The 13498-nt window shown below is 63.6% G+C and carries 11 protein-coding genes; 4 read left to right on the top strand and 7 right to left on the bottom strand.

Annotated features, from left to right (window positions below):
• Positions 1-205 precede the first annotated feature (205 nt).
• The 6 genes from ACK8CP_RS14375 to ACK8CP_RS14350 all read right to left on the bottom strand — a co-directional run bounded on the left by ACK8CP_RS14375 (position 206) and on the right by ACK8CP_RS14350 (position 6696).
• Complete coding sequence (locus ACK8CP_RS14375) at positions 206-1306, bottom strand: ABC transporter ATP-binding protein (protein WP_414832273.1); 1101 nt, start codon at positions 1304-1306, stop codon at positions 206-208.
• A 254-nt stretch (positions 1307-1560) separates the two neighbouring features.
• Positions 1561-2280, bottom strand: coding sequence for an ABC transporter ATP-binding protein (locus ACK8CP_RS14370; RefSeq protein WP_234630361.1), 720 nt, complete (start codon positions 2278-2280; stop codon positions 1561-1563).
• On the bottom strand, positions 2280-3062 hold the full coding sequence (locus ACK8CP_RS14365) for an ABC transporter permease (RefSeq protein ID WP_234629871.1): 783 nt from the start codon (positions 3060-3062) through the stop codon (positions 2280-2282). Before ACK8CP_RS14365 ends, ACK8CP_RS14370 begins: the two co-directional genes overlap by 1 nt.
• A 99-nt stretch (positions 3063-3161) precedes the next feature.
• Positions 3162-4103: a glycosyltransferase gene (locus ACK8CP_RS14360; RefSeq protein WP_414832272.1), complete on the bottom strand. Its 942-nt coding sequence runs from the start codon at positions 4101-4103 to the stop codon at positions 3162-3164.
• Between the two features lie 342 nt (positions 4104-4445).
• Positions 4446-5543 carry an acyltransferase family protein gene (locus ACK8CP_RS14355; protein WP_414832271.1) on the bottom strand — a complete coding sequence of 366 codons (1098 nt, stop codon included), beginning with the start codon at positions 5541-5543 and terminating at the stop codon, positions 4446-4448.
• Position 5544: 1 nt separating this feature from the next.
• Positions 5545-6696: a class I SAM-dependent methyltransferase gene (locus ACK8CP_RS14350; protein ID WP_414832270.1), complete on the bottom strand. Its 1152-nt coding sequence runs from the start codon at positions 6694-6696 to the stop codon at positions 5545-5547.
• Between the two features lie 330 nt (positions 6697-7026).
• On the opposite strand from ACK8CP_RS14350, the gene ACK8CP_RS14345 reads away from it, so the two are divergent.
• The 4 genes from ACK8CP_RS14345 (at position 7027) to ACK8CP_RS14330 (ending at position 12675) form a co-directional block, all read left to right on the top strand.
• Positions 7027-8799 carry a type I secretion system permease/ATPase gene (locus ACK8CP_RS14345; RefSeq protein WP_414832269.1) on the top strand — a complete coding sequence of 591 codons (1773 nt, stop codon included), beginning with the start codon at positions 7027-7029 and terminating at the stop codon, positions 8797-8799.
• Positions 8796-10181, top strand: coding sequence for an HlyD family type I secretion periplasmic adaptor subunit (locus ACK8CP_RS14340; protein ID WP_414832268.1), 1386 nt, complete (start codon positions 8796-8798; stop codon positions 10179-10181). The genes ACK8CP_RS14345 and ACK8CP_RS14340 overlap by 4 nt, the downstream gene beginning before the upstream one ends.
• A 67-nt stretch (positions 10182-10248) precedes the next feature.
• On the top strand, positions 10249-11901 hold the full coding sequence (locus ACK8CP_RS14335; protein WP_234629865.1) for a glycosyltransferase family protein: 1653 nt from the start codon (positions 10249-10251) through the stop codon (positions 11899-11901).
• 15 nt (positions 11902-11916) lie between these two features.
• Complete coding sequence (locus ACK8CP_RS14330) at positions 11917-12675, top strand: class I SAM-dependent methyltransferase (RefSeq protein ID WP_234629864.1); 759 nt, start codon at positions 11917-11919, stop codon at positions 12673-12675.
• Between the two features lie 32 nt (positions 12676-12707).
• Here the strand turns inward: ACK8CP_RS14330 and ACK8CP_RS14325 are convergent, their stop codons facing one another.
• Entirely contained in the window at positions 12708-13460 is a 753-nt protein-coding gene (locus tag ACK8CP_RS14325; RefSeq protein WP_414832267.1) for a CmcI family methyltransferase, read from the bottom strand.
• Between the last annotated feature and the right edge of the window lie 38 nt (positions 13461-13498).

Genomic DNA, 13498 nt, shown 5'->3' with positions numbered 1-13498 from the left:
GCATCCAGAGGCGCCTTAATTCATAGATGACAAATAGAGTCAACATTTACGGCCAGGCTGATCCGACGATTGCCCGGGCATGTCGATCACGGTTGCGTGTGGAGGCCCGCGCCGGCAGGCGCCGCCCGTCACCTATTGCGTCCGTTTCCTCTCGGGCGACCCCTTTTTGGCCGCCCACGAGCGCTGTCTGCAGCGGCCCGTTTCGTCAAACCTCGCTCGCCTCGCAGAGCGGGCTGAGGGCGCGTGCGGCGGGATGATCGCCCTCGCAGACGAGGATGCTGCCGGTATCGAAACTGACCCGGACGTCATCGCCGATCTCGACGTCGCTGCGCGCGGTCGTCCGCATGACCAGAGGGTCTTCGAGCGTCTCGACCGTCAGCACCAGCTCTTCGATCTCGCCCAGAAGCATACGACTGCTGACGCGCGCCGGGATGCCGTGCTCTGCAAGCGCCACGGCCTGCGGTCTTATGAAGAGCTGTACCGGGCCGGTCCGCGTGCGAAGATCCGGGAAACGTCCGATCGGGCTGTCGAGCCATTCCCCCGAGGCCTGCGCCGGCACGATGTTGACATGCGAGAAGAACAGGGCCGCATCCGCGGTGCGCGGCGTCCGGTAGATGGTTTCGCCGGAGCCCTCTTCCACGATCCTACCCTTGTCCATGAGCACGACGCGGTCGCCCAGCGCCAGCGCTTCTTCGGCATCATGCGTCACGATGATCGCCGTCGTGCCGAGTGCGCGTAGCACCTCTACGGTTTCTTTCCGGATCCTCTCGCGCAATCCGCGATCGAGGTTGGAGAACGGTTCGTCCATCAGGAGAATGTGAGGTTGGGGCGCCAGCGCACGGGCGAGTGCGACGCGCTGCTGCTCGCCGCCCGACATCATATGCGGATAGCGTTCACTCAGGCCTTCGAGGTTCAGCCGCTCGAGGACCGCCGCGACGCGGGCCGCAGCCGCTTTGCGCGGCATCTTCTTCAGGCCGAAGGCGATGTTCTGGCGCGCCGTCAGATGCGGAAACAGCGCATAATCCTGAAACATCATTCCGACATTGCGGATCTCGGGTTCGACGAAAATATCGCCCCCGACCACGATCTGGCCTCCCAGCGCAACCTGACCGCCGTCGATGTCCTCAACGCCGGCGATGATCCGCAGCAAAGTCGATTTTCCGCAGCCGGAATGCCCGAGAAGCGCGACGATCTCTCCGCTCCTGACCTCCAGGGAGACGTCGTCGAGAGCGGGCACGCGGCCGAATCGGCGCGTGACGCCGTCGACCTTCAGGATTGGTGGCGAGAAGGGGGGCTCGTCGTTCATCGGTCTGGGCCTCGGTTCACGATAGGACGGCGCGCCGAGCCTTAGCATCCACGATGGTTTCCCGCATGTCCGGAAAGGATCTCCACCGGTCACGGTCGCGTGTGTGGGAGAGGTGGCCCTTTGCCCTCGCGGGTCGTCATCCAGCCGCGCGGTGTCGGGATGTCATGAGGCGCCGCCACGGGATGCGAGCCGGCCTCTTTTGAGCGATGGCCGTGCGTGGAGCGCGACAGGAACGGACGAGGAGGATGGGCTTCTCACTCCGTCGACGCCGTCGGCTCCAGGGATTTGATCTTGCCCTTTTCGAGCGTGAGGATCTTGTTGCAGGTGCGCTTCAGCAGCGTCGGATTGTGGCTGGCGAGGATCATGATGCCAGCCTTTTCGGCAAGCGCGTTCATACGGGTCGCCGCCTTGTCCTGAAAGCTCTTGTCGCCGGCGCCGATCCACTCGTCCATGACCAGGATTTCGGGTTCGAAGCTCGTCGCGACCGAAAAGGCGAGGCGCGCCGCCATGCCCTGGCTGTAGGCCTTCAGCGGCATGTCGATGAATTCGCCGAGCTCGCTGAACTCGATGATCTCGGGCATGCGCTCGGCGATCTCTTCCTTGCTCCAGCCGTTGATGAGGCCGCGGAGCTCGACATTGCGCCGGCCGGTCGCCTCGCCGCGAAAGCCGAGCGTGATGTTGAAGAGGGCATCCACGCGTCCGTCGATCTTCACGACGCCGCCGCTCGGTTCATAGACGCCGTAGATGACCTTGAGCAGCGTCGTCTTGCCGGCTCCGTTCGGACCGGCAAGGCCGAGCCGGTCGCCAGCTTTGAGATCGAGGCTGACGCCATCGAGCGCCGTGACGAAGCGTTTCGTTCCGCGGCCGCCGATGACGCCGCCGGGCGGGCTCAGCCTGCGGTCCGTCGGGCGAAAGCTCAGCTTGTGCCGGACGCGGTAGACGAGGCTGACATTGTCGAGATGAATGGAGGGCATCACAGGACGAAGATGATCTGCCGACGGAAACGGCCGAGGCTCCAGAGAGCCAGGATCCACGAAATGGCGCCGATCAGGCCGCAGACATAGAAGGCATGCAGCGGCAACACGCCGTCCGTGATCGGAACGCGCACGATCTCGAGGAAATAGGTGAACGGGTTCCAGAAATAGAAATGCCCGCGGATGGCGCCCTCGGCCGGATACCAGAAGATCGGCGTGAGAAAGAGACCGAGCCGGATGATGTTGCCGACGACGAACTGCAGGTCGGGGAAGAAGGCCCCGGCCACGGCAAGGACCGTGATCGCGGCTGGGGTGATCGCGATGATCAGAAGAATGCCGATAAGCGACCATATCCAGGCCACCGTGATCGGCGTTCCGAGAATGAAGAGCAGGCCGAGAAGGCCGATGAGGGCGTAGCCGGCGCGAATGAGCGACTGCATGGTCAGTCGGAACACGTAGACGGAGAGGGGCAGGCGCGTGCCCTTGATGAAGTTCTCCTCACGCACGAAGAGCGAGATGCTCTGGTTGATCACTTCCGACAGATACATCCAGACGAAGAAGCCAAGCGCGACATAGGCCGAAAAGCCGGCGCCGCGCGCATAACCGAAGATGGCGATGAACGTGCCGACGAAGGCGAGGTAGTTGATGAGAAGCCAGATCGGACCGAGCGCCGTGCGCCGGTGCTGATCGGTGATGTCCTCGCCCGCGAGCGCCATCCAGGCGCGGCGGAAGGCGATCCCTTCGCGCAGATCCGCAAATGCGGCCCACAGCCATTTCAGCATTGCCGTTGCCTCATGCAACGCCGTGCCGCCGGAAGTGCCTGAGCACGCCCCTGCGCCGGGGCGACCTCGGGCGCGCGTCGGCGCGACAGGATGGCCGCGTCATAGGCGATTGATGATGCAGCCGACATAAAGGCCGATATCTCCGTAGACGGTCTGTCGATAAGCGCCGGATTTCCAAAGCGCGGAAAGCCGTCGAGGCAACGAGCCGGAGCGCGCTTGTTCGATGCGTTCGATGACGTTTCGCGCATCCGGTGTCAAGAGATCCCAGCAGGCCCGAAGACCGGCGAGATTATGCGCGTTCCATCCCTGAAAGCCGCCCTTGGTGAGGAAGGTGATCCGGCGCAGACGGGCGGGCCAGGAGGAGTTGGCGCCGACGAGATTGCAGCCGTGCTGACGGTAGCCGATGCGCGCTTCGGGCGAGTAATGCACCCGTCCGCCGGCTCCCGTCACCATCATATAGCACCACCAATCGTGGCTCACGAAGTCGCTGCGGCGGGAGGCTTCCCGCATCAGCTCGTGGGCGGCCCTGTTCATGACCATGGTGTTGCCGCCTGCGATGCTCTGCAGGATGGCGTTCTGGAAGCTCGGTGTGCGCGGGAACAGCGGTGAATAGCCAAGGAGACTGCCGTCCTCGGCGATGAGGCGCGTGCGCGTGCAGTAGAGCGCCGGCGTGTTCGGGTCCTCGCCCGCGAGCCAGGCGAGCGCAGCGGCGAGCTTGTCCTCGTCCCACAGGTCGTCCTGGTCGCAGAAGGCCACGTAATCGGCTTCGATATCGGGATTGGCGAGAAGCGCTCGGAAGTTGGCCGCGAAGCCATTCCGTGGCCCCGCCAGGCGACGGCAGGCTCCCTTGTCCCATTGCTGTTCCGTCTCCGTCAGGATCTTGTCGGAGCCATCGGAGGAACCATCGTCTGAGATCCAAAGATCGATCGGAGCGACGGTCTGGTTTTTCAGGGATTGGATTTGCGGCAGCAGGAAACGCTCACCGTTGTAGACCGACAGGAGGACGGCGGTCCGCGGCGCATCCGGTTCAATTCGCGACAAGGACATCGTCTACGCCGCCCCGCTTTGGTGAAAATCCGGCGCTGCTCGCATCCGTGTGCGGTGCCGCTTTGAGATGGCGCTCATCGCGTCGAACCGCGATGCCGGAAGGCGGCATGCCCCGGCCTCACAGACGTCACCTTCGCGACGTCTCCCGAGGCGTCGATGCAGCGTCGCGATGCGAAGGTGTGCGGAGCGTCTGGCAGAACTGGCAAGCCGGCTGACCCTGGGTTGAAAATCGACGAGGCTCATGTCCGGCGCAATAGGGTGATTTTGAGGCATCAAGGGATCGACGGGCGGCTTTGGTCCGTCGCGGCCAAGGCATCATCGTCGTCACGCGCTCTGTCAACCCTTCCGCGGCGCGCTCGGCGCGGAGCGCATGGCAGGCCGGCGCCTCGGTCCTGCAAGGCGTCGGATGAGACGGCGCGCCGGTCTCTCGAAGAGGATGAAGATCAGGAAGGATTGCAGGATGGCGAGCGTGATGGCCGAGACCCCGAGAAGCACGGGGTGTGTCTGCGGGTCGAGGAAGTAGCGCAGATTGCCGATTGCGAGCATGTGGGTGAGGTAGAGCGAATAGGAAATGTCGCCGAGTTTGCGCAGCCAAAACGTGCCAAGAAGACGTGCCGCGAAGTTGCTGCGCAAGGTGAAGAAGAGGAGGAGGAAGACGGCCACCGCGATCTGCGGTTCCCACCACATGCGTGGCGTATGTCCGAACAGCCAAATGAACGGCATCGGAAAGAGGAATGCGATCATAGCGGCGGAGACGAGGAAGCCCGCATCGTTGAGCTTCGGAGCGAAATGGATGCGTTGGGACAAAAGCTTCGTGGCCATGCCGATGACGAAGTAATGCCCGAGATGCATGACCGGCATGGAGAAGGGCGGCAGGAGATAATAGGCGAGCGCGATCGCCAGGCAGGAGACGAGGGCGAGATTGCCCGAGACGCGATAGAGGATCCAGAAGAGCGGGAAGAGCGCGTAGAAGCGGAGCTCGACCGGGATCGTCCAAAGCACGTTTTCGCCACGTCGCAGAAGCAGGTGGTCGATGAGATCGGCGCCGTCGATGGAATAGACAAAGGGATATTCGCCACTCTTCCACCGCGTCACCGCGTAGGAGAGAAAGACCACGGCGAGGAAAAGCGGCACGACACGGGCGACGCGGGCCACAAGATATTTGTAGAGCGTAGAAGGCCGTGGCGGCGTTTCGAAATAGATATGCGCCATCAGAAAGCCCGACAGCGCAAAGAAGATCATGACACCGATCTGACCGCCGCCGCGCTGAAAAAAGTCCTGCGCGATGCCTGTGGCGCTCGCCACATGCGAGAGCATGACGATGACTGCCGCTATGCCCCGCAGACCGTCGAGCGCCGGGATATGCGCCGGAACGGGGGCGGGACGTGGCCAAGGCTGGCTCTCGTCGCGGGCGGTCCGCAGGCGGTCGAACATGTCAGCCGCGCTTGCGGCCGATCAAGGTCGTGGCCGAGGCGAGTTCGAACTGGGCCGTCTCGCTCAAATCTTTGACGAAAGGCTGCTGGCGCGCCTTCCAGTAACGGCTCGTCAGAATATCGCGCACGCTCATCTCGGCAAATTCCGGGCGCGCGTCCTCCGGCAGCCCCTGCATATAGGAGCGCAAGATCCATTGCAGCGAGCGGAACGGGTGCTGGTGGTCGTCGACGATGTGCTCGATGATCTCGATTTCGGCACCGTAGAGACGGCGATGACCTGAGCGCGTCATGTTGAAATAATGGTCGGGATAGCCGTGTTCGGGCTGCATGAAGGGGATGCCGGAAAACAACAATCCGCCCGGCTTCAGCACACGCACGATTTCCTTTGCGCAGGTGAAGGGATCATCGACATGCTCGAGCACCGCGAGTGTCAGCACCATGTCGAAGGTGTTGTCCGCGAAGGGAAGAGCCTGGCCGACGGTAAGGAGGTCCGTCGACGGATAGTCGAAGATCTCCATGTAGATCACGTCGGGCCGCTCGATCCGCTTGAAGCCGGCGCCGAAATCGAGCGCCATGAAGTTTTCGTCCCGCGCCGCGGCAAGCTGGGTTTCGAGAAGGCTTGGATAGGGATGGTCGGAAACCCCGTCGGCCTTGTCAGCAAGCTTTCCGGAGAAGCCATAAGCGGGATCGAGCATATTGACGGCGCCGAAGGGTGGAAGCGGCGTGGAAAAGCCAGACTGCGGAAAGACAAGAGCCTCGTCTTTCTCCACCCCGGCTTCGCCGCTCTGCCAGTGCCGCAGATGGTGGACGAGCCAGTCCCGCTTGCGAAGTTTGGCAGAACGCGCCGCCGCGACGGTGTCGGCAAGATCGGGCGCGATCGTGACTTCAAGCGCGCCGGCCGGATTGCGATCCACTTCGGCAATGAGGGGCAATGGCGCGCTCAGAGCTTTAGCATCGAGCTGCGTGAGATCGACATAGGCCCGAAAGCCGATCCCGCCTTGCCCGAGATCGGGGCGCGCAACTTTGCTGACCGCAAGCGGCGCGCCGGCAAGTCTGAGATCAAGAGGTCCCTCGGAGGCATGTGCAACCCATCCCTCGAACACGTCATAAGGCGTGGAGAGCTCGGCAGTTGGGTGGCTGTCGAGGTGGATCATGGGGGCGCCTATACGAGTTGCGTGACGATCTTGTCCAGGCGAGACGATCCTCATCACTGAGGTCGGCAGCGTGTGGCACGAATCTCTCATCGTTTCGCCGCAATATCGTCCGAAACGCTGTGCTTGTGAGACTTCGTTAGCATGTGCTAGCTGATAATCTATCCCAGATGCTATTGTAGGCATGGGTTTGAACAGAAGCGGTCTGGCATGCGACGGTGGCCGCTTTCCGGCGGCCACGAACGACCCGGGACGCGGGTTTGGTGTCGGGAGTCTCCTTTCCATCTTGCGGAACGCCGCTGACGGCTTCCGCAACGGGTGTTCGACAGCGCAATGACAGAACTTGACCACGCGACCTCCAGTGTCCGCCGCGCCTTCATTGGCGTGTTCATCATGAGCGGGATCACCTCCGTTCTGATGCTGGCGCTGCCGTTTTACATGATGCAGGTGTTTCAGCGGGTGCTGCCGAGCCGCAGCGAGGAAACGCTGATCGCGCTTTCGATCCTCGCCTTCATCGCTTTTGCGACCTACGGCATTTTCGAGGCGTTGCGCATGGCGGTCCTGGCGCGGGCGGCCGCGCGTTACGAAGCCATGCTCGCAGGCCCGGTCGTTTACGCGCATTTCCTGGATGGCAGCCGCGATGCATCCTCCGGCATGGAGCTCATGCAGGATGTGCGGCAGGTGAAGACCTTCATCGGCTCGCGCGCGCTGGCCGCGGTGGCCGAGGCTCCGTTCATCCCGATCTTCGTCGCCGTTCTCTTCATGGTCGACATTGCGCTCGGGATTTTGATCACTTGCGGCATGGTGGTGATGGTCGTCGTCGCCATCCTCCAGCAGCGCGCCATGAAGCGCGGCATCGAAGTGCAGAACGACGCCCAGCGCGGCGCCAACCGGATTCTGCAATCGCATATCGAACAATCCGAAACGGTGCGTGTCCTCGGCCTGCAGAAGACGGCGATCGCGCGCTGGGGCAGCCTCAATGCGCGTGGCCTCACCGCTTTCGTCAACCTGCAGACGGTCGGTGCGCTCTTCGGCGGCTTTTCCCGCTTCATGCGCTTCAGCCTTCAGGCCTCGATCCTCGGCGTCGGCGCCTTCCTGGCGCTTGAGGGCGATGTCGCGGCGGTGGTCGTCTTCGCCTGCATGATGCTCGGCGGCCGGGCGCTCGCGCCGCTCGACGGACTCGTCGGCTCGTGGAGCGCGCTGACGAATGCCTGGTCCGCCCATAACCGCGTCCGCGATGCGCTGATCGGCTTTTATGTCGAGCCGGAAAGGACGGCCCTGCCGGAGCCCAAGGGCAATTTCATGGTCGAGAAGCTCGTCTTCGGGGTGCGCGGCTCCGACGAGGCGATCATCAAGCGCATCTCCTTCGGCATCGAAGCCGGCGAGACCATCGGCATCATCGGACCGAGCGGCGCCGGCAAATCGACCCTTCTGCGCCTGCTTGCCGGCGGGCTGATGCCGAATGCCGGCCATGTGCGCCTGGACGGCGCCGACATGCGCAACTGGAACCGCATCCAGCTCGGCGAATATATGGGCTACGTGCCGCAAGCGGTCGATTTCTTCCCCGGCACGATCGGTGAGAACATCGCCCGTTTCGATCCCGACGCGTCGGACACCGACATCGTCGAGGCGGCGCAGCAGGCGGGCATCCACGAGATGATCCTGCGCTTCCCGCGCGGTTACGACACGCGCATTGGCACGGGCGGGATGCAGCCGTCGGGCGGCCAGAAGCAGTTGATCGCGCTCGCCCGCGCGCTTTACCGCAATCCGCGGCTCATCTTCCTCGACGAGCCCAATTCCAATCTCGACCAGGAAGGTGACCACATTCTTCTGGGCGCGGTGAGCCGCGCCAAGGCGCGTGGTGCCACCATCATCCTTGTGACGCAGCGCCCGGTGCTGCTGCAGGTCGTCGACCGCGTGCTTTTGATGAAGAACGGCACGATCGAGAATTACGGGCCGCGCCAGGAAGTTCTGCCCAAGGTGGTGAAGCCGGCGAGCGTGGAACGGCGGACCGTGCGCCAGATCCAGCAGCCGAAAGGCGGCGAGGAGGCGAGCGAGAAGACGGACGGCCAGGTCGCGGCCGGCGCGGGAGGGTCCGCATCGTGAAGGAATTGCAGGCGATCGGCATGTACGGCAAGCCGGCCCCCGCGGCCCGCAAGCCCCGCAAGGACGACGAGCCCTTCTACCATGCCTGGCACCACGAAGTGCCGTTGAAGCTGACGCGCGCCTACCGGCTCGCCATCATCGCCATGTTCTGTTTCGTCGGGCTTGGCACCTATTGGGCTGTCTCCGCCCCGATCGACGGCGCCTTCATGGCCGATGGCCGCCTGGTGGCCCAGGGCAAGAACCGCATCGTGGAGCATCTGGAAGGCGGCATCGTCAACGAGGTGCTGGTGAAGGAGGGCGAGCAGGTGAAGGCGGGCGACCTTCTGGCCCGCATCGACGTGACGAGCGCGGAGGCGAAGCTTGCGACCGCGCAGATGCAGCGCGACGTCGCCCGGGTGAAGCTTGCCCGCTATCTCGCCGAGCAGCGGGGCGACGACGAGATCGTCCTGCCGCCGGACCTTGAGCGGCGCATCGCCGAAGAGCCGGAGCTCGCCGACACGGCGAGCTCGCAGCGCGAGGAATTCGAAGCCAAGACGGCGGAGATGACGTCGCTGAAAACGATCCTCAACCAGCGCATCGACAACAATCAGCAGCTTCTCGACAATCTGAAAGAGATGCTGACGGAGCGGCGCGAGCGCGTAGAGGCGACGCAGGAAGAGGTGCGCGTTTCGAGCGACCTTCTGGACAAAGGCCTGACGACGCGCGATCGCAATTTTGCGCTCAACCGCCAGCTCGCGTCCGACCAGGACAATGTCCGCCAGACGCTCATTCAGATGGACGACAAGCGCTCCACCATCAATGAGACGCAGGAACAGCTGAACCGGGCCCTGTCGCAGCGGGCCAACGAAGTCGCCCAGCAGATCACGGATCTGCGCTCCAACATCTTCGAGCTCTCCTCGAATATCCGCTATTTTTCCGACGTGACGAAGCGTTCGGAAGTGCGCGCGCCGGTTTCCGGCACGATCGTGAATGTCGCCGTCAACACGCAGGACCAGGTGATCAAGCCGGGTGATCCGATCTTCGAGATCCTGCCGGAAGGCGTGCCGATGAGCATCGAGGCGATGGTCGACCCGCATTACATCGATTCCGTGCGCCAGGGTCAGCACGTCTCGATCCGCTTCCCCTCGCGCGAGCGCTCCAAGGCGATCCAGATTCTGGACGGCGAGGTGAGCTACATTTCGCCGGACAGCGAGCAGGACGAAAAGACCGGCCGCTATTTCTACAAGGTGCGCGCCTCCGTCGACCCGGAAAGCCTGAAAGAGTACGGCAAGGTCATGCCGGGCAATGTGGGACAGGTGTATTTCGAGCTCGAAAACAAGACCTTCCTGGAATATCTGATCGAGCCCTATCAGGACATGCGCGACAAGGCCTTCGTGGGCTGAGCCGCGCGGCAACGGACACGAGAAGAAGCCCGAAGACGGGCGACCGGAGCGGGGCCGGGTGGAGAGAATGGGCGAGAGCGAGACGCCGGGCATGCTGGCCGACAGGCTTGCGGCGCAGCTGCCGATCACGGCGCGCCGCGTCCTTCTCGCCGGGCGGCCCGTGCCGGGGCTCGAGGCGCTGCTGCGGGCCCGCAACCCAAAAATCGAGATCGACCGGGCGGACAGCGCCACGCCCGCTGCGGACATGCCGGGCGATGCTTCCAGCTGTGAGACGGGCCCCTATGATGCCGGCGCACTTGTCGCCGACACGCCCGATGAGGCGGAAGCCGCGCTGAAGGCGCTGGCGCCGCGCGTGCGCGACGAGGGTGTCTGCGCGCTCCTCGTGCCGAACCGGTTTTTCTGGCCGCGATTGCAGGCCTTTCTTGCGGGGAAGAACGATGGCGCCAGAGCCGGTTTTGATCCCGAAGAGCTGCAGGAGATGGCGAAACGCGCCGGCGCACCGCTTGCACGCATCGTCGCGATCCAGGCGGGACCAGGGCTCGGCGAAGAGACGGCAAAGGCCGTGCGGCCGCTCTGCGCCGCGCTGAAGGTCGATGGCGAGACCGCGCTCCGGCGGCTCGCGGCGTCGCATTTCACCGCCCAGACACGCCCGCGCCGAGTGCCGGACAGGATCATCCGCTTCACCGGCAAGACGCTCGCTTCAAAGCCCGACGCGATGGCAATCGTCCGTATGCAGGCGCCGCTTGCAGCGCTTGGCACGCTGCCCGAGTTCATGATCGACGATCTCGGCCCCACGCCCAGGCGCCCGAGCCAGGGGACGCGCGATGTCTTCGTCTGGCAGCGGCCGATCCTGACGCGCGAGGAATCGCTTCCCGTCTACAGACAGATTCTCGAAACCCACAAGCTCCTCGTGGTGGAGTTCGACGACAATCCGATGCGCTGGCCGGCGATCGCGGAAAACGGCCACCTCACCTTCCGCTCCGCGCATGCCGTCAGAACCTCGACGGAAACGCTCGCCAAGATCATCCGGGAGTGGAATCCGAACGTCTTCGTCTCGCCCAACCAGATCGAGGCGCTGCCGCCGTTTCGGCCCGTCGAGCCCCGGCAGGGGCCGGTCAGGCTTCTCTTTGCCGCGCTCAACCGCAAAGAGGATTGGGCCCCCTATATCGATGCCGTCAACGAGGTCGTCTCCCGCTACGGGCCGGACAAGCTTCGCGTCGACGTCGTCTTCGACCGTGCGTTCTTCGAGGCGGTGAAGGCGGAGGACAAGCATTACCAGCCGGTTCTGCCGTTCAGGGAATACAAGGCGCTCATGTCGAAGGCGGATATCGCCTGGCTGCCGCTCGAAGACAATCTCTTCAATCGCTGCAAGAGCGACCTGAAGTTCATCGAATGCGGTGCTTATTCCGTCGCCGTCGTCGCGAGCCCGATGATTTATGGCGATGTCGCCCGCCATGGCGAGACGGGGCTTCTCTACAAATCGGCGAAACAGCTCCGCGAACATCTGCGGGCCTTGATCGAGGATCGCGAGCGGCGCGAAAAAATCGCCCGCGCGGCCTATGACGAAGTTGCGTCACGGCGCATGCGCACCTACCACGCGAGCGGCGAGGCCGCATGGTACGCAGGCCTGTTGCGAAATCACGAAGCGCTCGAGGCCGAGCGCGTCGCGCGCCTGAGCGATGAGCCGGCCTGGGGCGAGCCACAAACCGAGACGGCTTAGAGGGTGGATGACGTTATGACCGAAGATCTTTCCTGGCTTTATTCGCCGGCCGTCTTTCAGGTGCCTGAGCGGATCGGAGCTTCAGGCTGGCTGGAGCACACGCCCTTCGCCTTCTGGCTCATCGACAAGCTGCGCCCGGAGCGCCTCGTCGAACTCGGCACACATACCGGCATTTCGTTCTGCGCCTTCAATCAGGCGATCAAGCAGCTCGGCACGGCAACCGCCTGCCATGCCGTCGACACCTGGCAGGGCGACCAGCACGCCGGCTATTACGGCGATAACATCTACAACGAGCTGTCGCGCTACAACGAGGATCGCTACGGCAGCTTCGCGACCTTGATCCGGGCCCGCTTCGACGAGGCGCTCGCCCATTTCGACGACGGCGCCATCGATCTTCTGCATATCGACGGGCTTCACACCTACGAGGCCGTCGGGCACGACCACAAGACCTGGCTGCCGAAGGTGAAGGAGGGGGGCGTTATCCTCTTTCACGACACCAATGTCCGCAGGGGCGATTTCGGCGTGCACCGCTATTGGGCGGAGATCGCGGAGGGGGCGCATGCGTTCGAGTTCTTGCATGGCTTTGGCCTCGGCGTGCTCGTCAAGGGTGAGCCGCGGAACGAAGCGATCACCTCGCTCTGCGCGGCCCGCCACGACCCGGAGGCGACGAGCGCCGTACGCCGGACGTTCGCCTTCCTGGGCGGGGCCGTGACGAACCGCTTGAAACTCGCGATGGCGGCGAAGAAGGCTCCGGCGCAAGCGCGTCAGGCCTGAACCGGCGCGAGACTAAAAGTGCCGGCGAGCCGTCAGGCGGACGCCGCTTCGCCCTTCCGGCGCAGAAAGCCGCCGGGATTGAGCGTCAAAAGATGCCGTTCGCGCTGCGCATCGAGCTCGAAACGGTCGTCTGTGGCGAGGAAATCCTTGATCGCTTCCTGCGGCCCGGGGCCGTGCTCGGGAAAGACGGGATGGCCGTTGACGTTGCCGTCCTCGACGATCAGGTAGCAGCCTGAGCTGACCAGGGGCGCATAAAGCTCCAATTCCCGACGGACATGCGCGGCCCGGTGGTCTGAATCGAGGATGACCATCACGCGCATGTCGGGCCGGATCATGTTCTTCACCTGCTCCACGATCGCGGCATCGGTGCTCGATCCCGTGAGATAGGTGATCAGATTGTGCTTGGGCGGATCATCCGGCGCGTTGATGTCGATGGTGACGATGCGGCCGTTTCCGACGAGCTGACAGATGGTCGCCAGGAAGAAGGCGCTGCCGCCGAACTTCGTCCCGCACTCGATGATGAGATCAGGCTGCGTCTCGGTGATGATCTCCTGATAGGTGATCATGTCCATCGGGCATTTCAGAACCCGGTGACCGAGCCAGCTCACCTCGGACGGCGCGGTCGCTTTGGAGAAAAGGCGCCGGTAATAGAGCCGATGAAAGCGATCGGTGATCGCCTGCTCCTCCGATGTCAGCGGTGGAAACCGCCGTGTCGGAAAGTACCGGCCGCGTTTGAAACCAAAGAAAAAACCATTGATCTGCTCGAGCGGGATCGAAAGCCGCATGAGCTCGTCTCCTCTCCTTTTTACATAAAAAAAAGGGG

This window comes from Afifella sp. YEN Y35 (assembly GCF_047553465.1).
GTDB classification, from domain to species: domain Bacteria; phylum Pseudomonadota; class Alphaproteobacteria; order Rhizobiales; family Afifellaceae; genus Afifella; species Afifella aestuarii.
Note: the sequence above shows the minus strand (reverse complement) of the source record. Positions and strands in the feature narration are given on the sequence as shown.

What these genes read in the sequence shown, in the direction of transcription:
- ACK8CP_RS14350 (WP_414832270.1), bottom strand. Translation starts at nt 6,696, where the DNA reads ATGATCCACCTCGACAGCCACCCAACTGCCGAGCTCTCCACGCCTTAT.
- ACK8CP_RS14355 (WP_414832271.1), bottom strand. Translation starts at nt 5,543, where the DNA reads ATGTTCGACCGCCTGCGGACCGCCCGCGACGAGAGCCAGCCTTGGCCA.
- ACK8CP_RS14335 (WP_234629865.1), top strand. Translation starts at nt 10,249, where the DNA reads ATGGGCGAGAGCGAGACGCCGGGCATGCTGGCCGACAGGCTTGCGGCG.
- ACK8CP_RS14375 (WP_414832273.1), bottom strand. Translation starts at nt 1,306, where the DNA reads ATGAACGACGAGCCCCCCTTCTCGCCACCAATCCTGAAGGTCGACGGC.
- ACK8CP_RS14325 (WP_414832267.1), bottom strand. Translation starts at nt 13,460, where the DNA reads ATGCGGCTTTCGATCCCGCTCGAGCAGATCAATGGTTTTTTCTTTGGT.
- ACK8CP_RS14345 (WP_414832269.1), top strand. Translation starts at nt 7,027, where the DNA reads ATGACAGAACTTGACCACGCGACCTCCAGTGTCCGCCGCGCCTTCATT.
- ACK8CP_RS14330 (WP_234629864.1), top strand. Translation starts at nt 11,917, where the DNA reads ATGACCGAAGATCTTTCCTGGCTTTATTCGCCGGCCGTCTTTCAGGTG.
- ACK8CP_RS14370 (WP_234630361.1), bottom strand. Translation starts at nt 2,280, where the DNA reads ATGCCCTCCATTCATCTCGACAATGTCAGCCTCGTCTACCGCGTCCGG.
- ACK8CP_RS14365 (WP_234629871.1), bottom strand. Translation starts at nt 3,062, where the DNA reads ATGCTGAAATGGCTGTGGGCCGCATTTGCGGATCTGCGCGAAGGGATC.